The 25,184-nt window shown below is 41.6% G+C and carries 15 protein-coding genes; 9 read left to right on the top strand and 6 right to left on the bottom strand.

What is annotated here, in order from left to right:
* Positions 1 to 20 precede the first annotated feature (20 nt).
* Both ACFSQ3_RS10865 and ACFSQ3_RS10860 read right to left on the bottom strand, forming a co-directional pair.
* Positions 21 to 1,976, bottom strand: a complete 1,956-nt coding sequence (locus tag ACFSQ3_RS10865; RefSeq protein ID WP_380869571.1) for a RagB/SusD family nutrient uptake outer membrane protein — start codon at positions 1,974 to 1,976, stop codon at positions 21 to 23.
* 29 nt (positions 1,977 to 2,005) lie between these two features.
* Complete coding sequence (locus ACFSQ3_RS10860) at positions 2,006 to 5,260, bottom strand: SusC/RagA family TonB-linked outer membrane protein (RefSeq protein ID WP_380869570.1); 3,255 nt, start codon at positions 5,258 to 5,260, stop codon at positions 2,006 to 2,008.
* 1,152 nt (positions 5,261 to 6,412) lie between these two features.
* Here ACFSQ3_RS10860 and ACFSQ3_RS10855 point away from each other — a divergent pair.
* The 4 genes from ACFSQ3_RS10855 to ACFSQ3_RS10840 all read left to right on the top strand — a co-directional run bounded on the left by ACFSQ3_RS10855 (position 6,413) and on the right by ACFSQ3_RS10840 (position 13,072).
* Positions 6,413 to 9,463, top strand: a complete 3,051-nt coding sequence (locus ACFSQ3_RS10855) for a SusC/RagA family TonB-linked outer membrane protein (protein ID WP_380869569.1) — start codon at positions 6,413 to 6,415, stop codon at positions 9,461 to 9,463.
* A 20-nt stretch (positions 9,464 to 9,483) separates the two neighbouring features.
* Positions 9,484 to 11,103: a SusD/RagB family nutrient-binding outer membrane lipoprotein gene (locus ACFSQ3_RS10850; protein WP_380869568.1), complete on the top strand. Its 1,620-nt coding sequence runs from the start codon at positions 9,484 to 9,486 to the stop codon at positions 11,101 to 11,103.
* 181 nt (positions 11,104 to 11,284) lie between these two features.
* Positions 11,285 to 12,226, top strand: coding sequence for a helix-turn-helix domain-containing protein (locus ACFSQ3_RS10845; protein WP_380869567.1), 942 nt, complete (start codon positions 11,285 to 11,287; stop codon positions 12,224 to 12,226).
* 87 nt (positions 12,227 to 12,313) lie between these two features.
* On the top strand, positions 12,314 to 13,072 hold the full coding sequence (locus tag ACFSQ3_RS10840) for an SDR family NAD(P)-dependent oxidoreductase (RefSeq protein WP_380869566.1): 759 nt from the start codon (positions 12,314 to 12,316) through the stop codon (positions 13,070 to 13,072).
* 251 nt (positions 13,073 to 13,323) lie between these two features.
* On the opposite strand, the gene ACFSQ3_RS10835 is transcribed toward ACFSQ3_RS10840, so the two are convergent.
* Both ACFSQ3_RS10835 and ACFSQ3_RS10830 read right to left on the bottom strand, forming a co-directional pair.
* Positions 13,324 to 13,476: an SDR family NAD(P)-dependent oxidoreductase gene (locus tag ACFSQ3_RS10835; protein WP_380869565.1), complete on the bottom strand. Its 153-nt coding sequence runs from the start codon at positions 13,474 to 13,476 to the stop codon at positions 13,324 to 13,326.
* A gap of 114 nt (positions 13,477 to 13,590) precedes the next feature.
* Positions 13,591 to 14,541 carry a DUF2268 domain-containing putative Zn-dependent protease gene (locus ACFSQ3_RS10830; RefSeq protein WP_380869564.1) on the bottom strand — a complete coding sequence of 317 codons (951 nt, stop codon included), beginning with the start codon at positions 14,539 to 14,541 and terminating at the stop codon, positions 13,591 to 13,593.
* 201 nt (positions 14,542 to 14,742) lie between these two features.
* Between ACFSQ3_RS10830 and ACFSQ3_RS10825 the strand changes: the two genes are divergently transcribed.
* Positions 14,743 to 15,804, top strand: a complete 1,062-nt coding sequence (locus tag ACFSQ3_RS10825) for a LacI family DNA-binding transcriptional regulator (RefSeq protein WP_380869563.1) — start codon at positions 14,743 to 14,745, stop codon at positions 15,802 to 15,804.
* A 105-nt stretch (positions 15,805 to 15,909) separates the two neighbouring features.
* On the opposite strand, the gene hchA is transcribed toward ACFSQ3_RS10825, so the two are convergent.
* Positions 15,910 to 16,758, bottom strand: coding sequence for a glyoxalase III HchA (hchA, locus tag ACFSQ3_RS10820; RefSeq protein WP_380869562.1), 849 nt, complete (start codon positions 16,756 to 16,758; stop codon positions 15,910 to 15,912).
* 186 nt (positions 16,759 to 16,944) lie between these two features.
* Positions 16,945 to 17,508 (bottom strand): Crp/Fnr family transcriptional regulator, encoded by a 564-nt coding sequence (locus tag ACFSQ3_RS10815; RefSeq protein ID WP_380869561.1) that lies wholly within the window; start codon positions 17,506 to 17,508, stop codon positions 16,945 to 16,947.
* 313 nt (positions 17,509 to 17,821) lie between these two features.
* Between ACFSQ3_RS10815 and ACFSQ3_RS10810 the strand changes: the two genes are divergently transcribed.
* Genes ACFSQ3_RS10810 through ACFSQ3_RS10795 form a run of 4 tightly spaced genes read left to right on the top strand, consistent with a single transcriptional unit; the run spans position 17,822 to position 25,172 of the window.
* On the top strand, positions 17,822 to 21,049 hold the full coding sequence (locus ACFSQ3_RS10810; RefSeq protein WP_380869560.1) for a SusC/RagA family TonB-linked outer membrane protein: 3,228 nt from the start codon (positions 17,822 to 17,824) through the stop codon (positions 21,047 to 21,049).
* Between the two features lie 11 nt (positions 21,050 to 21,060).
* Positions 21,061 to 22,647 carry a SusD/RagB family nutrient-binding outer membrane lipoprotein gene (locus tag ACFSQ3_RS10805; protein ID WP_380869559.1) on the top strand — a complete coding sequence of 529 codons (1,587 nt, stop codon included), beginning with the start codon at positions 21,061 to 21,063 and terminating at the stop codon, positions 22,645 to 22,647.
* A gap of 22 nt (positions 22,648 to 22,669) precedes the next feature.
* Positions 22,670 to 24,040 carry a glycosyl hydrolase family 18 protein gene (locus ACFSQ3_RS10800; RefSeq protein ID WP_380869558.1) on the top strand — a complete coding sequence of 457 codons (1,371 nt, stop codon included), beginning with the start codon at positions 22,670 to 22,672 and terminating at the stop codon, positions 24,038 to 24,040.
* A 52-nt stretch (positions 24,041 to 24,092) separates the two neighbouring features.
* Positions 24,093 to 25,172 carry a glycoside hydrolase family 5 protein gene (locus ACFSQ3_RS10795; RefSeq protein WP_380869557.1) on the top strand — a complete coding sequence of 360 codons (1,080 nt, stop codon included), beginning with the start codon at positions 24,093 to 24,095 and terminating at the stop codon, positions 25,170 to 25,172.
* Positions 25,173 to 25,184 lie beyond the last annotated feature (12 nt).

The following is a 25,184-nucleotide window of genomic DNA, read 5'->3' as shown; positions in this document are numbered from 1 at the left end:
AAACTTGATTTCCTGATCAATTACCAAAGTGGCGATTGTAGTAAGCTAGTATTTCTACGAAGCTCGTTAATACTAATTGGCCAAAAATAATCACGCAATGTAAACGTGCGCGTAAACATTACGACGCGTCGGTAGTATGTTTGCTCCGTGTTTTGGCGAATATCCCAACCATAAATCGGCGTGTTCAATTCTTCTTGTGCGGTTTTCCATCGTCTTAAATCCCAAAAACGTTGCGATTCAAAAGCTAGCTCGATTGTACGTTCGCGATGAATAATCTCGCGCAAACCTTCTTTGCTGTTTGGTTTTGTTGGATTGCTAGAAAAATCTGACCAAGACTCAATTACTCCACGTAATCCGCTTCGCGCGCGAATAGCATCAAGGTATTGGAAAACTTCCTGCGTCGGTCCGTTCACTTCGTTAAGCGCTTCAGCACATAGCAAATACAGATTTCCTAAACGCATCATCACGAAAGGGTAAGTATACGTTGTGAATGCTTGTTCGCTACCGACTACGTTAAAATAACTGACTAGTTTCTTCGGCGTGTAGCCTGTTCCCGAATATCGCGTAGGAGAGTTCGTTGCTGCTGCATTTCCACCCGGTCGAGCGTTAATCGGGTAAGCTAAACTATCACTTGAGTGATTATTCATGAAATATCGACCACCATCAAACGATAGCGAACCATAAAATCTATTTTCTCGATCAAAATGCATTCCTACCGTAACATGTCCAGGAATAAGATCATATTGGTAAGGCGATTGTCCGATGGGAACAGTTCGCAAATTGAATCGCCCAGCATAGTTGTATGTGAAATCTTCTTCAATGGGCACACCGTTTTTGCTATAAAAAAGCAAAGCCATGTTTAATGTGGGTGCCATATAACCGCCAGTTTGTGAATTCGTAATTCGAGCAGGATCGATACTGCGTGGCATGAAGCCATGACCTTGATGAGATTGGTTTGCTGTGCTTCTGTTATTTACCCAAAGGGATTCAGGATTGTTCATTCTTTCGGTAACCGCTTGACGAATACTCATTTGGTAAATGGTGCTTGGTTGTGGCGCACGAATCATCGTCGTTGGTGGCGTCCATTTATACAATGATTTTCCGGCCGCTTCTGCTGCAGCAATGGCTTCTCGACAAGCTGTTGCTGCTGCTACCCATTTTTCTGGGTTTTCTGCGGCGTTGAATAATGGCTGATTGTCTGCATTCACATAATCAGGATAGTCCGCATTGCCGTTGAATAACGGACTCGCTGCGGTTACTAAGATTTCTGCTTTCATCGCTTTAGCAACAATTTGCGTTACGCGACCATTTTCCTGCGCAGGTTGCATGACGTCGACCATCAGATCCGGCATAGCCTCATCAATGGTTCTCGTTATATAGGCAAATACCGCATCAGTTGATTCCCGTTCGAAATGTACATTTTCTGGATCTTCGAAAGTAGCGGTATTAACGTCCACAATCGGAATTGGTCCATACATGCGTAGCAAATAATAGTGAAAATACGCTTTCAGAAATTTTACTTCAGCCGACCAGCGCTTTATTTCTACTTCGTCCATATCCCTCACATCATAGATGTTTTCTAAGAAAATATTGCAATCTCGTATCGCGCGCCACAAACGGACGTGATCGTCGCCACTACCGCCCTGATTATTTCCATCCCAAAAATTGAGTAACGGACTATTGGTGTTTTGTGCGCCCATGGCGATATACCAGTTTGGAAATTCGCCCTGCGAATAGTTTGTCATGGAATTTAGCCAAAACTCATCTCCAGAAAGGAGCGCTGGGTTTCTTTGCAAATCATTTCCACGCGGAATATAACTGTAGCATGTAAATAGATATCGCTCGGCCATAACGCGCATCGAAAATGCTTGTTCGAGCTCGGCAATATTATCGGGCACGATGTCCATATATTTATTGCAACCGCTCAACAAGAAAAGTCCGATTGCATATAGTATCTTAATTTTGTGTTTCATCATCTGTATTTTTAAGTACATATTGAATTGGTTTACAGTGTGAGCAATACGCCCAGGTTAAACACGCGCTGAAGCGGATATCTCAATCCTGAATCGCCCATTTCCGGATCCCATAAATCGAATGCAGAGAAACTGAATAGGTTGCTTCCGCTACCGTAAATACGAAATTGATCGATCTTAAATCTCCTAGTAAATTCTTTGTTGAGTGTGTATGCTAATTCCACTTGCTTCAAACGAAGAAAGGCGCCATTTCGCATCCAATGCGTACTGTTCACTACGTTGTTTTCCAATGGGTTTTGACTTAATCTCGGCCAAAGCGCGTAGACGTTGCGGTTATCTTCGGTCCAATGGCTGTCCGCCCAAGCTTGCAAAACAGCGTTCGGCGAAGTTTGACTTCCGAAAGGAGCGGCTCCGTTGATGCTGTCGTCGTCTGGATTACGTAATCGCGGATTAATAAATAGCGATGTTCTACCCATTCCGCTAAAGAAGAACGAGAATTCGAAGTTTTTATAGCCTGATGTCAGTCCGAATCCGTAATTGATTTGTGGCACGGTTGGAAATCCGATAGGTACGTTGTCATTCGCATTGACGATACCGTCTCCGTTTATATCCAGATATTTAATATCACCGCCCATCACGACACCACCGAATGATTGTTCCGGACTATTATATACCTCCTCATCGTCGATAAATAATCGCTCGGCAACATAACCGCGACGCTGATTAACATCTAATCCAATTCTGCTCAAGTAAGCATGATCAAATGTGGGTTCTTCGTAATACAAATATTCACCTTTGGAAAATGTGAATGTTCCGCGACCTTGAAACCATAAGTTTTGGTTTACGCTATGATTGTAAACCAATTCGGCATCAAATCCTTGACTTTTATATTTACCCAAATTCGCAAGTACAGGTGCGGCTAGTCCCATGGACGAAGGTAACGCGGCACGTTCTTGAACGATGTTCGAACGAATCTGACGGAACATATCTCCGGTAAATGTTAGTTTTCCATTGAAAAAACCTAAATCGACACCGAGATTGGTTTGTTGGGAAATTTCCCAGCTAACGAATGGATTCGCATATCGGCTAATGGAAACGCCATTTCTGTGGTAGTTTTCTTCACTCGCATTTATTCCGAAGTTGTATCTGCGTGAATTGTCGTTTAAATTCACTTGCGATAGGTAGAAAAATCGCGTGTTATGAATATTGTCATTTCCGACTAAACCATGCGTCAAACGAAGTCGCGCTGTATTCACCACATCCCGGAGCGGTTCCATAAATTTTTCGTTATGGATGGTCCAAGCTATCCCGGCTGATGGGAAAAATCCCCAACGATGGTTGCGCGCAAAAACTTCGGAACCATTATAGCCGAAAGAGAATTGTGCGTGATAACGATTGTCGTATGCATACGTGAATGATCCCGCAAAACTGACGTTTCTATACGGCAACGTGTTGATGACATTTCCTGTTTCATCTCTTGGTAATGTAATGCGGTTTCTAATGGTGTTGATAACCATACCAGTTACAGCGTGCTTGTCGTCAAACGTACGATTGTAGTTGAATGCATTTTCCATATAGAAAAGCGATTCTTGTCCGCGTCCGTTATCGCTGAAATTCAGGTATTCCGTTCCATCTAAAGGATTCAGGTTGAAATAGGTGTACGCACCCGTAGTAGGATCGATGCCTTGCGGCGAGTAGTAAAACGGATTATACTGACGGCGGTATTCCATGTAAGCTTTCCGCGATGCATTCGCTAAACCGCGGTAACTCAATCCTTCAATCCATTTGGAGAAATCTTGACGAAGTTCTATCTGCACCTGCATATTGCTTTCCGACCATTCCGAATAACCTCGGACGATTTGCGCATATGGATTTAAATAGGAGGCAGCACTTCCATCGTCATAATTTCCGAATAGGGGATGGCTGATGTACGCTTGTTGCGGTCCCGGTTCGTAAACAGGAAGAAACAAGGCTGGATTCGCTCGTAATGCATTTCGAAACGAAGAACTTCCACCTTCTGGAGGTCCGCTGTAATTTCGATAATTGGCAATCGTGCGCACCATCAACTGTGTTGAATTCGTGACGTTTACTTCGATGTTACTTCGTATATTGTACACCTTAAAAACAACATTGTTATTGAAATTGTTGATCGGATTTACACGGATTAGGCCATCATCCTGTGTAAAGTTTCCGCTGACCATGTAACGGGCCAGTTGTCCGCCACCGCGGATGTTGAGGTTGTAATTTTGCGTGTGTGTATTTGGTTTTGTTACTTCATCAAGCCAATTAACCGCTGGATAATTAATTGGATCGTCGCCAGCGGCAGTCCGTGCAATCTTTTCATCGGTGTATGGCGTCAAAGCAAGCGGATCACGCGTCAGAATAGCTTCGTTGTTCATGCGCATGAACGTGACCGGATCGGCAATTTTCGGCATTTGGGTCGGAGCTGACATCCGCTGTTCCGCACGGAAAGTGATTCGTGGACGGCCTTCTGCACCCAATTTCGTGGTGACCAAAATAACACCGTTGGCACCGCGGGAACCGTAAACGGCGGATGCGGTTGCATCGCGCAAAATGGAGAAGCTAGCTATATCATCCACTGGAATTCTGGCCAAATCATCGGTGCTCACCTCCATGTTATCAATCAATATTAAAGGCCGGCTGTTTACGCCGAACGTACCGACGCCACGAATGAAGAAATCCGCATTGTCTAAGCCCGGTTCGCCACTGCGCTGAAACGAGATCATCCCAGCCACACGCCCTTGCATAGCGCCTGTCAAGTTGCTGCTCGGCATTCGTAATTCTTCCGGGTTTATCGAACTTACCGAACCAATCAAATCTGTTTTTCGTTGCCGTTGGCCGAATGCTGTTACCACGGTTTCTTCTACTAAGAAGCCACTTTCCACAAGCTGAACGTCAATAATTTCTTTACCGGCGACATTAATCTCTTTAGTTTCAAAACCGATATTCGAGAAGATCAACGTAGCATTTTCGGGGACTTTAAGTATGTAACGACCATTTAAATCAGTTGTCGTTCCAATAGATTGCTTGTTTTTGACGCTAACGGAAGCACCGGGCAAGATGTTGCCCGAGGTGTCGCGGACACTTCCACGTACTTCCTTATCTTGCTGAAAGTAGGTGCTGCTTTTCTCAAGAATAGCTGTGTGGTTTTCGCTTTTTTCTCTGGCAAATCCGAAGGAAGTGAGCAAGAAAAAGCAACTGATCGCGAAGCTCAATTTACGCCAACGCGATGGCCACATAGTTGGTGGCAATTTGTTTTTCATCATAGGTTCTCATTAATTATAAAGTTTATAGATTAGGTGCCGCGCTTACCGTGTTCAACTGGTTAGAATCGAACAAGTACTAAATGAGCTACGAAAACCGATGAAATTTGTGGCGAAATTGCTTGTGAAATAAGACAAAAGATTTCAAGTCCCAAAATTCTTACGATTTTGGACATAAAAGTTCTCGCATTCTCGTGTGAAGAATGTCTGACTAGATTTTCTTTAATCCTTTCTGGTTTACAATAAGGCGGCTCTTTTTCTACACAAAAAATAGGTTTTCAGTTAATCATTTTGTTTACGCATCACTGCATTTAATTAATTAGTCTATGGGGGCGAATAACTGAACTACGCTTTTGATATAGCATCATAAGCTTTTGATTTACGTTTTTGGTTAGCAGTAATTCAGTAAATCAAATTTCACTATTGTATGTAATATTATATCATCAAATCGTATCAAAATATTGTTGAATTGTCTCAAATGAAAGATTTAAGCGCGTAAACCTCCACGCCGTAGTTATCGTTTCATTCTATAATTCTTTTAACTGAGAGATTTTGAGTTTAATGCTTTTTAAATTTTCAATTTAAGTTTTTCCTAAACATTCCTATGACTAGATAAATATTAATGAGAAGCTGTGTTTTCTACTGACGGTGCTCCCAATCCTTTCTTCTTTTTTTAGAATGATAAGTATGATATTTAAAAACTTTCAATAATTAATCAAATTCGGATTTATTCGAGCTAATATCTTACTTCAGCTACGAGGTTGTTATATGTATTCTTGTAATGCGGCTAATTATGTCTCTATTGAATACTTATAAATGGCTGGTTTGCTGAAAAAGCTGAATCATAATTTAAGTTCGTGTTTATTTCTTATGGTTTATTATCGTAAATATAGTTTTTAGTAAGTTGAATCCTTCCTATCTGATCATTTACATGCTCGAAATGCTTTTTTTGAAGCTTGTTTTTTTATTTACAGCATGTTGTGTTTTGATTTTGCAACTTATATTAAGCTGCCTTCTTTCATTAACTGTCAGTTTTGAAAAACATTGAAAAAAGTGAAATTGGGTAGGAGCAACTTCATTTAATCTTTGTATTATTGCTGTTACAGTAATAATGCTGTTACATTAATCACCTCTATACAAATTGAACTTATTTTTATGCTTAAAACATTAACTAATCTAGCTGTCTGGCTATTGTTGATGAATTTGTCTTATGCCCAACAACGAGTTTTGAAGGGAACCGTTGTGGATGAGCAAACGAAATCACCGATCTCTGGTGCAACCATCACCCTTGAGCCAAGCAAAAGCGGCACGTCGACTGACGAAGCCGGAAATTTTTCTATTGAAGTTCCAACAGGGACAACTTCGGTAAAAGTATCTATCATAGGATACAATAGTACTACGCAAACCATCCCCTCGTCGAATGAAAACTTTACTATTGCTTTAACACCGCAAGGTAACGACATCGAAGATGTGGTAGTAACCGCGTTAGGAGTACAACGAAAAGCAAAAAGTCTATCTTACTCCACCCAGTCGGTAAAAGGCGAGGAGCTAACGCGCGTTAAAGATGCTAACCCGATGAATAATCTAACAGGTAAGGTTTCCGGTATGCAAATAAACCGTAGTTCCTCAGGAATTGGCGGATCGGTAAATATTATTCTCCGCGGCTTCAAATCTAACCGCGACAATCAACCATTGTATGTTATCGATGGATTACCAATTACCAATACAACAGGAAGCGGGTCAGAAGGCGCATTCGGTGGCGGACCAGATCGCGGTGACATCTTGAGTACATTGAATGCGGATGACATTCAAAGCATTAATGTTTTGAAAGGAGCTTCTGCTTCCGCTTTATACGGTAGTCAAGGTGCAAATGGCGCCATTATGATTACTACCAAAAAGGGCGCAGCAGGGAATCTTCGCATTGATCTTTCTTCTGGTATTACAGCCGATCAACCTTATTACTTGCCAAAGTTACAGTATCGCTATGGACAAACTACTGAAGGAAGTGAAGAAAGTTGGGGCGAAAAAGGCAGTTTCGCTGATCCGGTAAAAGACTTTTACAACACGGGAACGACGTTGATAAACACGGTTTCGCTGAGCGGCGGTACCGATAAAATGCAAAATTACTTCTCGTATGGTAACACAACAAATAACGGCATTTTACCTACTAATACTTTCAAACAACACTCAGCAACATTCCGTAATTCAACGAATTTCTTCGACAACAAATTAACTTTTGATGGGAGTATGATGTATTCCCGCCAAGATATCAAGAATCGTCCAACTTCCGGTTTGTACTTTAATGCTTTGCCGGGCTTGTATATGTTTCCGAGAGGCTTAGACTTCAATCAGTATCAGAATTACGAATATCTTTCTCCAACTAGAAATTTGTATTTGCAAGATTGGTGGAACATCAATGCAGACGCAGGTTTAACAGGTACACATCATAGTCAAAATCCATTTTGGGTATTAAATAGAAATCCAAACTTTCAATTACGAGACAATATTATTGCGCAAGGACAGTTGAAATACACGCTAACAGACTGGTTATCGGTAAGTGCAAGAGGAACGCTTAACAAACGTTGGGATAAATGGGAAAGGCATGTTTATGCTGGAACACAGGGTGTTTTATCTGGAGAAAGAATTGACGGTGTGATTGATGATAATGGTCGATATACACGTGATGAAATGGAAAGTACTGCAATTTATGGGGACTTTTTATTGATCGGTAATAAAACATTTGCAGATGAATGGGATTTGAATTTTACTGCCGGAACCTCTATCAATGACACACGCTCTAGAGGTTGGAATTTAGATCAATCAAAATTAGCGGTAGCAAATAAATTTTTGTTGAGCAATATCTTTAGAGAAGCTCCGATCAATACCTTGAATGAAACAATTAGCAGACGGCAATTGCAATCGATCTTTGCATCTACGAATTTGGGTTATAAGGATCGAATCTTTTTGGATTTAACGGCAAGAAATGACTGGGCATCCACGTTGGCAAATACACCAAGAGAGAAAAAAGGTTACTTCTATTGGTCAGCTGGTTTATCTGCGGTAGTGTCGGATATGTTTACATTGCCATCATTTATCAGCTATAGTAAATTCCGTGTAACTATGGCCGAGGTTGGAAATGATGTTGGAATCTACAGTACGATTCCGACGAATACATTAGTTACTGGGGTGTTAAACTCCAATGTTGCAGGGCCATATCAAGGTTTACCGCTTCGACCAGAAATTAGCCGAAGCTACGAAGTAGGTTACGAAGGACGTTTTTGGAATAATAGAATTAATTTCGACTTAGCGCTATACAAAACCAACACAAGAGACCAATACTTTACGTATGAAGCGGCAGTAGGCCAAATTTTTACGACCGCTTTCTTAAATGCAGGTAATGTAGAAAACAAAGGTATTGAAGCAGCTTTAGGAATTGACGCTATCCGTAAAGAAAACTTCAGTTGGAATACATCTTTGAATTTTACAGCAAATAGAAACAAAATATTGGAATTGGCGCCGAACCTTGGTGAACGTTATCCGATTGGTGGAAACTTTAATGTACTTCGAGTGGGAGGGCAATTCGGTGATTTTTGGGCGCGTACATTTTTAAGGGATGAAAATGGTACCATCGTCGTCGATGATACTGGAAGGCCTCAAATTGGTCCAGAAGGATATATTGGTAACAATAATCCGAAATCTATTGTAGGCTGGAATAATACCATTAATTACGGAAAGGTGGCTTTGAGCTTCACGATTGATGCACGTTTCGGCGGACAGGTAATCAGCGTAACTGATGGGTACTTAAATTCATTCGGTGTAAGTGAGGAAAGTGCCGCGGCACGTGATGCTGGAGGTGTGGATGTCCCTGCTGTTAAATTGGATGGAACGCCATGGGAAGGTAAATTGCCTGCACAAGCATACTACAGTGCAGTCGGAAACCGCGACGGTATTATTGAAGGACAAGTGTACAGTGCAACAAATATTCGCATGCGTGAAATTGCTATCAGCTATGCCTTGCCGATTAAGTGGAAGGGAGTGAACGGCGCTTCGATCTCACTAACAGGCCGTAATCTATTTTTCTTCAGAAACGATGCACCTTACGACCCAGAGTTGAATACGACTACTGGTGTCGGCGGACAAGGATATGATAGCTTCGCATTGCCTGCAACAAGAAGCTACGGATTAAATCTGAAGGCATCCTTTTAACTCAATAAGATCACTGTAAAATGAAAAAGACATTTTTTTACTATAAACCAATAGCAATAGCGCTTGGAGCCCTATTGTTTACAGCCAGTTGTACGAAAGATTTTACCGATTTAAACACAAATCCAGCGGGCGTTAAGGATGAAGAAGCAATGGGAGATTTTGCTTTGGTAGCTGCTTATCTTGCACAAGGACAACGGGCGATCATTTCTGAAAACGTAGGAGAGTATCAATTATCCAATAATTTGACAAGCGATGCTTACTCTGGATACTTCGCGTCACCAACCCCGTTTGTAGGAAATGCCAACAATCTAACCTATAGCTTAGTGCCAAGCTGGTTTTCTTCGCTTTGGGTAGATCGTTACATACGTGCCATGAATCCCATCTCACGCGTGGAAATCATGACTCGGGCGGATGAGAATCTACAAGATATATTTGCGTTCTCTAAAGTTTTAAAAGTTTCTGCTATGCATCGAACGTCCGACAAAGTAGGACCGATTATTTATAGCAAATATAACGCTCCCGACGAAAGCAATCAGATCCACTACGATTCTCAAGAAGAAGCATACAACAACTTTTTTAAAGATTTAGATACGGCGACTTCCATATTGAAGACGTATGTTGGACAGAACGTATCATCAGCTATGCAGAAATCCGATTTGGCGTACACGTCGGATAACTACACACATTGGTTGAAGTTTGCAAATACACTGCGTTTACGTTTGGCGCTGCGTATCGCCTATGTCAATCCGACTTTGGCTAAATCCGAAGGAGAGAAGTCGCTTGATCCAAGTAGTGGCGGTCTGTTAGCTGAAACCGCAGACAACTGTTTAATTAGTTTAAGCACTGATCACCCGTTGAACATCATTACATCATCGTGGAGTGATACGAGAATGCACGCAAATGTTGAGTCTATTCTTGGCGGTTTGAATGACCCCAGATTATCAAAATATTTTTTACCTGCGTTAGATGCTACCGTTAGAGATCAACGTAAAGGATTAAGAACGGGAATCAATATTGATGCAAAAGGACGATACGAAAACTTTTCAAGATTAAGTCCTCAGCTCAACAAAATGCAATTGATGGTAGCATCAGAAAGCTGGTTTTTGAAAGCTGAAGCTGCGTTGAGAGGATGGAACAATGCCGGAGACGCCAAGATAAATTACGAAACAGGTGTCACTCGCTCGTTCGAAATGCACCAATTAGGTGGCGCGGCAGCGTATATCAGTAACGCTACTAACATACCTGCACCATACACCGATCCAAAATCCGTAACGGCAGGGCAAAACAATATTGCGGCGGGATCTCCGTATTTGAGTACCATAACCGTGCAATGGAATGAGGCCGATACACGGGATAGAAAGTTAGAGCGCATCATTACACAAAAATGGATTGCCATGTTCCCAGATGGTGACGAAGCTTGGGCAGAGTACCGCCGTTCTGGCTATCCGATCTTGTTTCCGGTTGTAGTAAACCTGAGTAATAACGTTATTCCGACTAATCCAGGGATTCGTAGAATGCCATATCCCGAGCGAGAATACAATAGCAACAATGCTGCGGTGACTAAAGCAGTGGAAATGCTTGGTGGTAAAGATAATGGAGGAACGCGTTTGTGGTGGGATATCGCAAATAAAACGCTATAAGCAATTTCTGAAAGTTTTTTAAAGTAAAGGGTTACCCTAAACTTTTTGCAACGCTACTCACCTTAAGAAATAGTTGGTATTTCTAAGGTGAGTTTTTTTTAAAGCAATAGTATTATCGTATTGATTGTTCAATAATAGCCATTACCAAAAAAGATCTTATATTCGAATTTTACAAATTGTTATGAGCGCAATCGCTATTCAAGATTTTTACAAAGATCTCTTAAAAGATGCTTGTCCGGAGATTACCAACTTTCTAAATGAAAATATTGGAAAGGAGATTGGCAACTTCAATATTTTCGATATCGGAGAAATGTACAAGTCGGCGAAACAGCGTCCGAAGATGCCTTACAATCGTCGTGCTTACTACAAAGTTAGCTTGATTCGCGGTCGCAATAAAGTGGAATATGCAGGAAAAACGTTGGAGGTAAAAAAGTTCGGGGTTTTGTTTGCATCCCCAAAAGTGCCCTATTATTACACGCCTTTGGACGAAGATCAAGCGGGTTATTTTTGCGTTTTTACGCCGGATTTTATGAGCAAATCCAACATCGGGACGGATATCGATTACCTTCCAATCTTTTCCGCGGAGAGCGATTTTGTGTTTGAAATTTCAGAAAAGGAATATGAAGCTGCTCGTGCTATCTTCCAAAGGATGCAGGTTGAATTGTCCTCTGATTATACATTTAAGTACGATTTGTTACGAAATCAATTGATGGAGCTGATTCATTTCGGACAGAAGTTAAAACCAATTCCTGTTTCGGATACCACAAAGACAGCAGCCAGCAGAACGAGCGCAATTTTTATCGAGCTGCTAGAATCTCAATTTCCATTAGAAAATTTGCAACAATCTTTGCAATTGAAGGTTCCGGTCGACTACGCCAATGCATTGGGCGTACACGTCAACCATCTCAATCGTGTGTTAAAAGAAAGCACAGGACGGACAACTGGTGAAATCATTCGCGGACGCATTTTTCAAGAAGCAAAAACCTTGTTAAACCAAACACATTGGAACATTTCGGAAATTGCTTTCACTTTAGGTTTCGACGAACTTTCGTCTTTCTCCCATTTCTTCAAAAAACTTTCCGGCGTTTCTCCCAATGTCTATCGTTCCAATTTGCTGGTTTGATTTTTACAAACATCCGTTTGATGTAGACAAATTACCAAGGTACATATTGTGCAATTTTGTGTTGTACTTTTAAACAAAAAGATCATCATGAAAGGAAAAATAGCGTTAGTGACCGGCGGTAGCCGCGGATTAGGTAAAGATGCCGCTTTAAAGTTGGCGGAAAAAGGATTTGACATCATCATCACGTATCAAACGAAAGAAGAATTTGCGCAACAAGTCGTCAAAGAGATTCAGGATTTAGGTAGAAAGGCATTTGCTATTGCATTAGATTTGTCTAAAACGTCAGGATTCGAGGCATTCGTCGACAAAGTGAAACAAATACTTAACGATCAGTTTAATGGAGATTTGTTAGATGCTTTGGTAAACAATGCAGGAATTGGCATCAATGCGCCGTTTGCAGAAGCTACGGAAGAGCAGTTGGATGCCATGACAAATATTCATTTTAAAGGTCCATATTTTTTGACACAGAAACTGTTACCATTGTTGAACGACGGAAGCAGCGTGGTAAATACCTCGTCTGGATTGGCAAGGTTTTCTTTTGCAGGTTATTCAGCCTATGGAGCGATGAAGGCCGCGATTGACTCATTGAGCCGCTATCAAGCGCTAGAATTAGGAAGTCGCAAAATTCGTGTGAATTCCGTGGCTCCGGGAGCGATAGCGACTGATTTCGGAGGAGGTGCAACCAGAGATAACGAGGAGTTCGCGCAATTCTTATCATCACAAACCGCTCTGGGTCGCGTCGGTATGCCAGACGATATTGGTCGTGTGGTCGCATTCCTTTGTTCGGAAGATTCGAAATGGATCAATGCGCAACGCATCGAGGTTTCCGGTGGATTTAAAATCTAAGGTTTTTTGCATGCTAAAAAAGCGAAAATCTCTCATGATACATGAGGGATTTTCACTTTTTAAAAACTAACGCATCGTTTTGCGAATTCGACTTAAACACGATTGCGTTATATCCAAATATGATGCTAAATAGGAGAGCGGAATACGATTTGCCAATCGCGGAAACTCCTCTAAAAATACCAAATAGCGCGTTGTAGCGTCTTCAGAAACTAGTGTACTTCGTCGATCAAGCTTCAGTATTAGTGATTTTTTTACGATTTTATTGACGATCTGTTCCCAGCCCACGATTGTATGACCGATTTCCTGCCAACCGCACCATAAACCTTATAACCTTTTTCTGCCAAATAATTGTAAGTCGCCTTGCCAATTCCAGACGATGCACCTGTTACTAATACTGTTTTCATCTTTTATGCTATTGTTTATTGCACAAAGTTCCGTAGCACTGCCCGGAATAAATTTGTCATTTGGCAAAAAGCGATTTTGATCACTATCACCTGAACTAATATTTTGATACTCGTTTACTGGTAAAATTTAGATTTATCCAAAAATGTCTCAATTGCGTTTTCATCGTTGTAATCCACTTCGATAATTTCTTTTATCGCTTGCTTTTTGTCTATCGCTTGTTCGTAATAGCTTTTGCAAATAACATATCCTAAAAAATATCCAAGATCACCAGCTTCTCCGAATTTGTGGCCGTTATAAAGCCAATTGGAATGTTTTTCGGTAGATAACATCTCTTTCCTGAAATCCTCTTTTATTTTCCTAAAGTGTTTTTCTCCATATCTTCTGTAAGGTGTATTAAGCGGTTTTTCGGTAGCCAATTCCGCTACAAAATCAGCGGCACCCTCACCTATGCAGGCACTTAACACCGTAGGTTTCAAAGTGTCATTTTTCTTTTGTAGTATGTGTACATATTCGTGAATCGTAAAGAAATCGATATTATCTATTTTTTGAGTTTCGGCATAATCCTTTAACCATTTTAGATTTTTCTCTTCAAAATTTATAGTGCTATCAGCGGATAGGATTTCGGCACCCAATAAAATCATATTATCTGATATTGTGCCACCAGAATTAAAACAACCTACAGTAAAATAGATATTGACGTCCTGAAGATCGTGGTATAGAGTTTCGAATTTTGAGAAAGCAGATTCAACTAACTCTTTTTGAGTCGCTAACTTATGCATGTTTGATCGGATCGCTTGAAAATAGGAAGGATAGTTTTCAAGCATCTTGATGTAAGATGTGTCTTTGTAATTATTTAATTGTCTGAACTTTTTTAAACCCGCCGTCTGTTTATCAAGGTATATCTTATTTATTGTACTCAATTTATCAGAAAAATTATCTACTTCAAGCATATTGTCATATGCTTCCCAAAAATTATGGATATCCTCAGTAACAACATTAATTTTATTTTGAGTAAAAGCACAAGTAAAAGCACAAGCAAGAAAAACGGTAAGTATAGTCTTCATAATGACAATCATAATAGTGAAAAGCTTAGTAAGTATTGTTTTCACAATATAATATTATGTGTTGGTTAATGTCAAATATAGTTTTCAAATTGGTTAGTGCTTGCGTCATTTAGTTTTTAACTTCGACGTTTTTTTTAATTGAGATATATCAGCCGCATAATGTCTACATAATACATCTCGAAATTTATTAGTTTTGTTATAATGGGAAATGACGAATCACAAGGTATTGGTATTAAAGAGATTGCCATCAAAGCAAACGTATCTATAGGTACGGTCGATCGCGTATTAAATAATCGCGTCGGCGTTTCCCAAAAAACGAAGGATAAAGTGCTCGCCATCGTTAAAGAATTCGATTACAAGCCAAATATCATGGCTCGGCGTTTGGCTTCCAAAAAGATCGTTAAGTTGGCGGTGCTGATTCCTGCCGTTTCCACAGAAACCGGATATTGGAACGCACCGCTGAATGGAATTAATCAAGCTGCAGAAGAATTATCGAACTTCGGCGTTCGAATTGATAAGTACTTTTTCGATCAGAACGATAGACAAACTTTCGACCAGCAAATGGCTGCGGTGTTCGATAAAGAATATCATGGAGCCTTATTGGCACCTATGTTTGAATCGGAATCAAAGCGCTTTTTAGTCAAATGTCAAGATAAAAAGATACCCACCGTATTGATCAACTCTGATTTAAATACGACCGCGCGTATTTCTTACGTAGGTCCCGATTTATTTCAAAGTGGTTATGTGGCCGCTCATCTTAGTAAATATTTGATTAGTGAAAAACAATCTGCACTGATCGTGAATATTTCGAAGGAAATTGATTTGCATCATCACTTATTAAAAAAGGAGGAAGGATTCAAAGCATATTTCGAGAAGGCCGGAAGCGATTTGTCAATTTCTAAGATTGATATTCGAAATACCGATTACGATTCCATCAAATTAGCGTTGGATAAAGTGATGGCTGCGCAAAAAATAGATTTAGTTTTCGTAACCAATTCGCGTGTGGCTTCCGTAGCGAAATATTTTGCCGATCGGAAAATCAAAAATGTAAAGTTGATTGGCTACGATTTTCTCGAAGAGAATGTCAATTATATGAAAGAGAACGTAATTGATTTCTTGATTTGCCAAAAACCGCAAGAGCAGGGTTATCGTGGCATTATGACCTTGTACCAGCATCTCAATGGGAACGCGGAAAATCCGGAAACGCAATATATGCCGATTGATATCCTGACAAAAGAGAATTATCAGTATTATAAAAATTAGTTAGGCCGTTTTCGCTTTATGATGCAAGAAAGGCGAGATAGAAATATCTTAATGCAGAAAGAGCTGGATTTTTTTTCCGGCTCTTTCTACTTTTTTGTGTAAAAATTATTTCAACAGCGCTTCAGCACTCATTTTTCCAAAATTGTTGGCTGCCATTGGGCTGTCGCCCGTGACCAATTTTCTGTCGGTATGGCAAGCGCCTGAAATATCACCGTTTAGAATTTCGACGCCTAAAGCCTGCAATTTCTCGCCATAAAACCACGGCATTTCTCCGGGAACATAACCAATTGCCGGAGTTTGCGTGTCAATAGCATCCGGGAAAGAGTTTATTTGATAACCTTTGAAAGGGAAATCTTCCGCAGATTCCTCGTGCGCCGCCGCCAGGAAAGCTGCCGGGCCGTGGCAAATAGCTAAAACGTGAATGTCTTTTTCGATTGACCATTGAAGCACTTTTTTCAGGTCGTTGTTTTCTGGCAATCCCAACATCGCGCCGTGGCCACCCGGTAAAAATACAGCTACATATTCTACCTCAGATTCTAAATTTCCGGACACGAAATCTTGCAAGCTTTTCGGACTTTCCAACTGCGCTTTGTATTCCTCATAAATACCTTTCACAGCATCGTCTTCAGAAGGCATTGCCCACATTTCGAAAATTGCCGGAGCTCCAGTTGGCGTATAAATATCCGCATCGAAACCTGCCGCTTTGAGATGTAGCATCGGAACTAAGGTTTCTACAGGATGATTTCCGGTCGAAAACTTTTTCCCGTTTTGCATGGTCATATAGCGCTCTTCTGTACAAACCACCAAGATTTTCTTGTTTTTATCTTGGTTACCTCGCTCATATTTCGTGAAATCGTAGTCTGTTTTTGGTGCTACGAACTGGGATAACGAGAAAGGTGAAGGCTCATATCCAACTCCGTCAAATTGTGGTTCTTTGCTTAATTCTTGTGACATAACTTATCGTTTTTAGTGCATTAATCGTTTTTTCTGATTCTATCCATCCGCGTATTTTTTTGGAGGATGTCACCTAACATGAAACAGCTGACACCGCTACATGTTTCTATTTTTTGTTGCTGTAAAGTTAGTTCGAACAAGCTTTTGCATACAAGGACATAGCGCACAAATTGCATGTGATGTAGATCACAGCTGTAACCGACTTAAGGTTTCCCTGCTCAATCCCAGATAATTAGCGATAAGTTGCTTCGGAAGCCGTTGAATCAGATGGGGATATTGTGCGCAAAAGCTTTCATATCGGCCTTTTGCTGAATCTGCCATTAACGACAGAATACGTTTCTGCAGGGCAACATAGCCGAAGTTCGATTTCAAACGAAAGAAATGTTCCATTTTTGGAAATGCTATGCAAAGTTGATCCAAATCCGCGAAGCGAATCGCCATCAGCTCGGATTCTTCGACACATTCCAACGCGATGGTCGATTTTTCTTTTTTATAAAAAGCAGCAAAATCCGAAGTCCACCAATTTTCGCTAGCGAATTGTAAAATATGCTCTTTACCTGCTTCGTCGATAAAACTGCTTTTAATCAAGCCTTTCATCACGAAATATATGCTGTCGACAAATTGATGCTCCTGAATAACGAACTGCCGCTTGCGAAATTTCATAGCTTGAAAATAGGTGTTAATAGATGCATATTCCTCATCGTTTATTTCAATGAGTTCCTTTAAATGCTCCTTGAATATGTTTTGCATTTTTTCTCGCTCCAATGTATAAACGTTAAATCTATGAAAATTGGAAATGGATTTGATCGAAAAAGGGAGAAGAGGCTATATTTTTTAAAATTTGTCATGGATTTTTATTCTAAAAACTTGCTTTTTAGAATTTTATGATTATATTCGTTTTAATTAACCAAAGGAAATCAGGAGAGTGTTTCCGAAATACAGATTTGCTGCCTTTTGGCTAGCGAATTTTTTTAAGACCAAAAACGTGTACGTTAACGAAAACTCAATGAATTGATAAACAGCTACTAATACAAAAGAAAAACTAACCTCAACCACTAACCACATGAATTCAAAAAATCACTTAGCTGGATATTTTCTAGCTACCTTGCTCTGTTGTGCCTTTTGGTGGCCCTGGCACGCACTCGCGCAGCAGCAAACGTTTAATCAAACCGGTATCATCCAAAGTGCGGGCGGAAGTAAATTGGCCGGAGTAACCATCACAAACAAAAAAACACAACAATCCGTCAGTTCGAATGTGCAAGGCGGGTATTCTATCCGCGTAAGCACGGGCGACAGTGTTTCATTCAGCATGTTGAGCTACGAAACCGTCACGATGAGAGCGGATGCATCCAAGAAAACGTACGATCTGAATATGCAGGATGGCATGGCAACTTTAGAAAATGTTGTCGTAACGGCCTTGAACATTAAACGCGGGGAAAAAGAACTTGGCTATTCCGTTACGCAGGTCAGTGGCGACGATATCAATAAGGCAAAAGAAACTAACGTGATGAATTCCTTATCTGGTAAAGTGGCTGGATTGGTCATCAATAGCGGAGCAGGTGGACCAGCCGGATCTTCTCGAGTGGTAATACGTGGAGCAACGAGTATTACTGGCGATAACCAACCGCTTTATGTGGTCGACGGTATTCCAATTGATAATTCGAACTACGGTCAAGTTGGGACGGGACAGTTTGGCGCTGGTGTGGATATGGGCGATGCGATTTCGGCCATTAATCCGGACGATATCGAAAGCATCAGCGTATTAAAAGGTCCTTCCGCGTCGGCACTTTACGGAAGTTTGGCCGCAAATGGTGTTATCTTGATTACTACCAAAAAAGGAACGGGGAAACGGGAATTGGGGATTGATTTCAATAGCACAAATACGATTGAAACACAGCTGACTCGCTATGATGATGTGCAATATTTGTACGGTCAGGGAAGAAATCAACTTATTCCAAGCGATCAAGCGCAAGCATTTAATAGTTTGTTCATCAATTTTGGAGCAAGATTGGATCCTGGAGTAAACTATGTCGGATTTGATGGTGAATCTCGTCCTTACGCGCTTGTGCAGGACAATATTCAAAACTTTTTCCGTACCGGATCGTCATTTAATAACACGGTAGCATTATCTAATTCCACGGAAAAATCGAGCTTTCGATTTTCTGCTTCCGATTTGCGTTACAAAGACATTATTCCATCAAGCGATATCCGTAGAAACACATATACATTCACAGGAAGATCAAAATTCGGCGAAAAGCTATCTTTTGATGTACGCGCAACTTACTTGAATGAACGCGTGAACAACCGTGCCGGTTTGGGCGATTCTCCATCGAACATCGGTAACAGTTTTAATGGATTGGCAAATAATATCGATCAGGAATTGTTCAAAACGAACTACAAAACAGCGCAAGGCGATTATTTGGATTGGGGAGGCGGACAATATCGCATCAATCCGTATTGGGTAATCAATGAAATGTACAACGTAACCGACAAAGATCGATTGACGGGTGCGTTGAATGCTACGTATGAGTTTTCCAAAGCGTTTAATGTAAATGCGAAAGCAGCAACGGATATTACCTATTTGGATTACGAAAACTATCGTCCGAGAACCACGCCCGGCGCGCTCGGCGGACAGCTTGATCAGGTCAATCAACGATATGTGACGAATCAAATGGAAGTTTTAGCCAGCTATACCAAAAAGTTGGGAACAGATTTCAACTTGTCGGCGCGCGTCGGAGGGAGCATCAATCAACGTCTTCGTCAAGGATCTACCGCTGCATTTACCAATATGATTGTCCCGGATGCTATCACGCCTGGAAGTTATTTGGATAAATCAGTGATTGAGAATGATATTCCGCGTACGATTCGTTCCGTATATGGTTTAGCTACTTTGGGTTACAAGGATTTCTTGTTTTTCGACGCTACATTACGTCGCGATCAATCATCTACTTTGCCGGCAAATAATAATTCTTATACCTATCCTTCGCTGTCGACCAGTTTTGTATTCACAGACGCGTTCAAAATCAGCAACCGTATTTTGTCATCCGGAAAGTTACGTGCTTCTATTGCGGAAGTCGGAAATGATACCGATCCCTTCTTATTGGATTTGTATTACGCGCTGAACCAACTGCCATTCAATGGCTCGCTAAATGGTAAAATATCGAGTCGCGTTATTCCGCCGATCGATTTAAAACCTACCAGAACGCGCTCTTACGAAGTCGGAACCAATATGAAATTCTTCAACAACCGATTCAACTTCGACGCCACTTACTATTCTTCTGATTCCAGAGATCAAATCAATATTGTGCCATCGGCCATATCATCCGGTTTTCCGCAGCAATTGATTAATGCTGGGGTAGTTTCTAATAAAGGGGTAGAATTATTGGTTTCCGGAAGTTTGTTGAGCAACGAAAGCAAAGTGAAATGGGATTTGAGCGTGAATTTTGCACGTAATATCAGTCGTATCGAATCCTTGTCGGATCGCGTCGGCGAATATTTGACGTTGTCGGAAGCCCGTTGGGCTGGGTTGCGCGTTGTCGCTAAACCGGGAGAGCAGTACGCCACAATTATGGGATACGATTTCCTACGTGATCCCGAAGGAAACAAAATTCTAAATGCCAATCTGCAACCAACCATCGATCCGGAAATGAAAGTATTGGGTAAAGGGATTTTCGATTGGACGGGCGGTTTAACCAGTCGCGTTTCCTACAAAGGTTTCAGTGTGAACACGGCGTTGGATGTGAAATATGGCGCTGATATATTCTCAATGACAAATTTATTCATGCATGCGCGCGGATCGGCCTTAGCAACCTTAGAAGGTCGTGCGGAATGGATCGCTTCGGAGGAACAGCGTTTAGCTGAAAAGAAATCTCCCGCAGAATGGCGATCGGAGGGAAGAATGGGTGGATTCGTACCGGATGGGGTTGTGAATACAGGAACGGCGGCTGATCCGGTTTATGTGCAAAACACGAACGCGATGGATCCGAGTTTGTATTGGACGGTATTTTCTAATGAAGGCGCAAACATTGCCACACCGTTTATTTACAAAGCAACCTATGTGAAGGTGCGCGAAATTACGCTGACGTATTCACTGCCGCAGGCGTTAAATAATCGCTTGGGGTTAAAGGGTTCTGCTATCAGCCTGGTGGCTCGAAATCCTTTCATCATCTACAAAGATATTCCAAATGTTGATCCGGATTCCAACTATAATAATAGCAATGGTCAAGGATTGGAATACGGCTCTTTGCCAACGCGAAGAGGTTTTGGTTTTAACCTGAATATTAAATTTTAGCACCTAAGATTATGAAAACAACTAAAATTTATTCGATAGTGCTGCTGTTTGTGTTTTGTTTGTCTGGATGTAAAGATTTTGGCGATCTGAATACCGACACAACGCGATCAACAGATATGGATCCAGCCAGCCAGCTGGCGTATGCTCAAGTATATTTCTCGGGCGATTTGGGAATCCAAGAACGTACTAATTATTTTATGCTCATTCCCATGATGCAGCAATTTGCAGGCGCATTTAACATGAGTTTTGGTGCGGTTTACAAGAAAACGCCTTTGTATTTATGGCGGATGTTCGATGAAAGTTATGCAAATGACGCACTAAATATTGTTGACGCAGTCGAAAGAACCAACGGTGTGCCGGAGAAGTCGAATCTAAACGCCATGAGCCGGATTATGAAAGTATACACCTTTGCGCGATTGACCGATTTGTATGGCGATATTCCGTATTTCGAGGCTGGAAAAGGTTATTCCGGGATCATACGTCCGAAATACGATGCGCAGAAAGATATCTATGATGATTTTTTCAAGGAATTGAAAGAAGCAAGCGATCAATTGGATGCTTCCAAAGATCCGGTATCGAACGATTATTTCTATAAGGGCAATATTCCGGCTTGGAAAAAATTTGCTAATTCATTACGCTTGCGTTTAGCATTGCGTATTGCGAAAAGGGATCCGGCGAAAGCGCGCGCAGAAATTCAGGCTGCTTACGATGCCGGGTTGTTTACCAGCAATGCCGATATCTGCATGACCAGGCACGAAAATATTCCGAACAGCTATCAAGATCAACGACCTAACGGCATTTCTGCTGCTTGGAATGTGAAAAATGAAATGGGACGTGTCGTCAGAACGTTCTTAGATGCATTAACCAGCACAAATGATCCGCGGGTCGATCATCTCATCAAATGTTACCGGGAGTTTAATCCTGTTGCGCCGACGCGTTTTTTGGAACGAGAAGATATTACCGCGCAGGTTCGTGCTAGGATTGGTTTAGTTGGAGGAATACCGGGCAGATACAACTCCGAAGATGTTTTGACTTCGGGTGCCATCACCCTGGCGAACGGATCTTCCTACACACCGCGAAGCATCGATCTTAAACCACAATTGAACCATAATTTGTTGCGAAACAATGCGCCGTTTTTTCATATCACGTATGCGGAAGTGGAACTTCTATTAGCGGATGCTACGCTGAGATTGGGAATGAACTTAGGCGGTACAGCACAAGAGCATTTTGAAAAAGGCGTTCGTGCTGCGATGCAACAATTGAGCCTTTATCCGGAAGGCCCAGTCGTTTCAGAAACCGAGATTGCTGATTTCATTTCGGGCAATCCGTTGATGGTTGGCGATGAACTCAGACAAATCAATACGCAGCTTTGGATCGCCTTGTTATTGAATGGAAACGAAACATTTTCCAACTGGCGCCGTAGCGGATTTCCGGAGTTGCAACCATCGCCGAACGGCGAATCCATGTCGCAAACGATTCCTCGAAGATTTGAATATCCATTGTCCGAAAAGCAACAGAATACAGCGAATGTTGACGTGGCTATCCAACTTTTAGGTGGCGACGATTGGACAAAACGTGTATGGTGGGATCAGGAATAATGCATTGATAAATAGAACGATTATGAAAAATTATAAAATATTATCCTTCCTGTTCCTGCTGACGTTATTCGTTGGTTGTAAGGAAGATGTGTTGAAAAATCAGGAGGAAAATGAAATGCTGACGCCGCGTATTTTGGGTGGCGATATTGCAGCAATCTTTCCGAATCCGAATGCGGTTCAAGTTCTTGAACCTGGGGAAGAAGTAGATTTTTCCAGTTTGCAGTTTTCTCCTGCCGGAAAGGTAGATGTGTTGTGGAAAGTAGATGGTGAGCAGGTTGCTGTTGGCGAGCAGTTTGTTTACAAAGCTTCCGGCGTAGGCGATCATCGCGTCAGCGTGGAAGCCAGCTACAATGGTACGACCGTCAGTCGCTACAAAGATGTTTTTGTGCTGGCAGAATCTGGCGAAGCTTTTACACCGAAGCAATATAATCGCTTGGTGCTTTCCTACTTGGGTGAAACGGGAGATATCGCGCGATTGAACTGGGATCAGGTTTCGCATGTTTGCTTCAAAGCTGGATTAGTCAATACCAGTGGCGTATTGGATCTTTCTCGTGGAGATAACGGACGAAAATCTCAAGAAATTGTAACCAAAGCGCATTTGAAAGGTGTTTCCGTGCTGCTGGGAATTAGTGGAGCGCTTTCCGCAAATGGTTGGAATGTGTATGATGCCAATCCTTTTGGCAATGCATTAAAGGATGTGGCCAAGCGAAGCGAAATGGTGAAAGCCATCAAAGCTTATGTTGAACTGCGGAACTTTGACGGTGTGGATATTATGATGGCCGATGTTGGCAATAGTGTAGAATCGACAACAACAGCTAACATTGCTGCAACGATCAGTTTTGTGAACGAACTTCGTGTTGCATTGGGAACATCGAAAACCATTAGCTTGACCGTCCCAGTAAATTACACACATAGCTATTACACAGCAAGCAGCTTAGCGAATGTGAACTGGGTGCATGTCCGCGCATTCGAGAGCGGAGCGAATACTGGAACAGGTCGACCTTTAGGAAATCCTTCCGGCTATGATTATATGGTTTCAAGCGCCAACATTTGGAAAGGAAAATTGCCGCTTTCTAAGTTAGTAATTGGTATTCCGTCGATGGGTTTGCGTTATACGGCTGTGGATGCGAATGGCAATAACTTGAGTTTTACATCTTTCAATTACATCCCGTTCCGCGATATTCTGGCGCTTTATCCAACGGCTTTCGACAAAGAAAAGGTGGATTTGTCGCTAGCGCCTTTGGCTATTTATTTCAACGGCGTACCTATGGTTACGCGGAAAGCGAACTTCATCAAAGACAGCGGCTTTTTGGGCGCCTATTTATGGCAAGGCGATTTTGATGTGAGCGGACCGAATTCATTAACAAAAGCTATTTACGACGTATTGAAATAACATTCCGAATGAAATCAACGTAAAATATTTAATCACTAAATCACACTCTATTATGAACAAACAGATGTCCTTCCTCTTTGCCATCGCGCTCACCGTATTCGGTGCTTGTAAAGCGGAAAATATGAAAAAGACGGAATCGGTGGATTCCGTTGAAAAAGTGCTGTCGACAAAACCCGATAAAGCGAGCACGCCTTTTGGCATAAACGGCCGCCTAACGCTTTCGGGAACACAAATAGTCAATCAATTTGGCAAGGCGGTTCAACTTCGTGGCATGAGTACGCACGGTTTGCAATATCGTGGTAACTGCTACACCGATGAATCACTGGAATTGTTGGCTTATGGTTGGGGAGCGGATATTTTGCGGATTTCTATGTATGTGCAAGAAGGCGGTTACGAAACCAATCCGGAGAAGTTTACGCAGATGGTCGATAATTTGGTCGAGAAATGTTATGAAATGGGGATTTACGCGCTCATCGATTGGCACATGCTGCATCCCGGCGACCCGAATGCAAATACGGAGTTGGCAAAGGTTTTCTTTGAGCATGTTTCTAAAAAGCATGCCGACAAAGGCAATGTGCTATATGAAATTTGTAACGAACCTAACGACAAGGAAGGTGTTGTCACTTGGGCAATGATTAAGAATTACGCCAATCAAATCATTCCGATTGTACGCAATAATGATCCGAAATCCATCATTATTGTAGGAACGCCAGAAAATGCATCACGTCCGGATATGGCGATTGGAAATCCATTGACGCAAGCAAATGTGATGTACACCATGCATTTTTACGCGGCAGATACTTGGCAAAGCAATCACCAACAGCGAAGACGTGATTACGTTTCCAAAGCGATCGCGGCTGGACTTCCCGTTTTCGTGACCGAGTTCGGTACGCAAGATGGTTGGGGCGATGGCGAGAACGATTTTGTTGCTTCCCAATTGTGGTTGGATTTTATGCGCACCAACAAGATTTCCTGGTGTAATTGGAATTATTCAGACAGCCCATTAAGTGGAGCGGTATGGAAAAATGGAACTTGCCCGAACGGTCCATGGACGGATGATAACCTGAAAGAATCCGGTAAATGGATTCGCGGAAAGCTAAGTAATCCGGCGGACGAATTTGCAACGCAATAAAAACAAATCTAC

This window comes from Sphingobacterium corticis, assembly GCF_042684745.1.
In the GTDB taxonomy this organism is placed as follows: domain Bacteria; phylum Bacteroidota; class Bacteroidia; order Sphingobacteriales; family Sphingobacteriaceae; genus Sphingobacterium; species Sphingobacterium corticis.
Note: the sequence above shows the minus strand (reverse complement) of the source record. Positions and strands in the feature narration are given on the sequence as shown.

Coding starts and splice junctions, on each gene's coding strand:
- ACFSQ3_RS10865 (WP_380869571.1), bottom strand. CDS start 1,976: ATGATGAAACACAAAATTAAGATACTATATGCAATCGGACTTTTCTTG.
- ACFSQ3_RS10805 (WP_380869559.1), top strand. CDS start 21,061: ATGAAAACAACTAAAATTTATTCGATAGTGCTGCTGTTTGTGTTTTGT.
- ACFSQ3_RS10850 (WP_380869568.1), top strand. CDS start 9,484: ATGAAAAAGACATTTTTTTACTATAAACCAATAGCAATAGCGCTTGGA.
- ACFSQ3_RS10795 (WP_380869557.1), top strand. CDS start 24,093: ATGAACAAACAGATGTCCTTCCTCTTTGCCATCGCGCTCACCGTATTC.
- ACFSQ3_RS10855 (WP_380869569.1), top strand. CDS start 6,413: ATGCTTAAAACATTAACTAATCTAGCTGTCTGGCTATTGTTGATGAAT.
- ACFSQ3_RS10810 (WP_380869560.1), top strand. CDS start 17,822: ATGAATTCAAAAAATCACTTAGCTGGATATTTTCTAGCTACCTTGCTC.
- ACFSQ3_RS10830 (WP_380869564.1), bottom strand. CDS start 14,541: ATGAAGACTATACTTACCGTTTTTCTTGCTTGTGCTTTTACTTGTGCT.
- ACFSQ3_RS10840 (WP_380869566.1), top strand. CDS start 12,314: ATGAAAGGAAAAATAGCGTTAGTGACCGGCGGTAGCCGCGGATTAGGT.
- hchA (WP_380869562.1), bottom strand. CDS start 16,758: ATGTCACAAGAATTAAGCAAAGAACCACAATTTGACGGAGTTGGATAT.
- ACFSQ3_RS10825 (WP_380869563.1), top strand. CDS start 14,743: ATGGGAAATGACGAATCACAAGGTATTGGTATTAAAGAGATTGCCATC.
- ACFSQ3_RS10845 (WP_380869567.1), top strand. CDS start 11,285: ATGAGCGCAATCGCTATTCAAGATTTTTACAAAGATCTCTTAAAAGAT.
- ACFSQ3_RS10815 (WP_380869561.1), bottom strand. CDS start 17,508: ATGCAAAACATATTCAAGGAGCATTTAAAGGAACTCATTGAAATAAAC.
- ACFSQ3_RS10860 (WP_380869570.1), bottom strand. CDS start 5,260: ATGATGAAAAACAAATTGCCACCAACTATGTGGCCATCGCGTTGGCGT.
- ACFSQ3_RS10835 (WP_380869565.1), bottom strand. CDS start 13,476: ATGAAAACAGTATTAGTAACAGGTGCATCGTCTGGAATTGGCAAGGCG.
- ACFSQ3_RS10800 (WP_380869558.1), top strand. CDS start 22,670: ATGAAAAATTATAAAATATTATCCTTCCTGTTCCTGCTGACGTTATTC.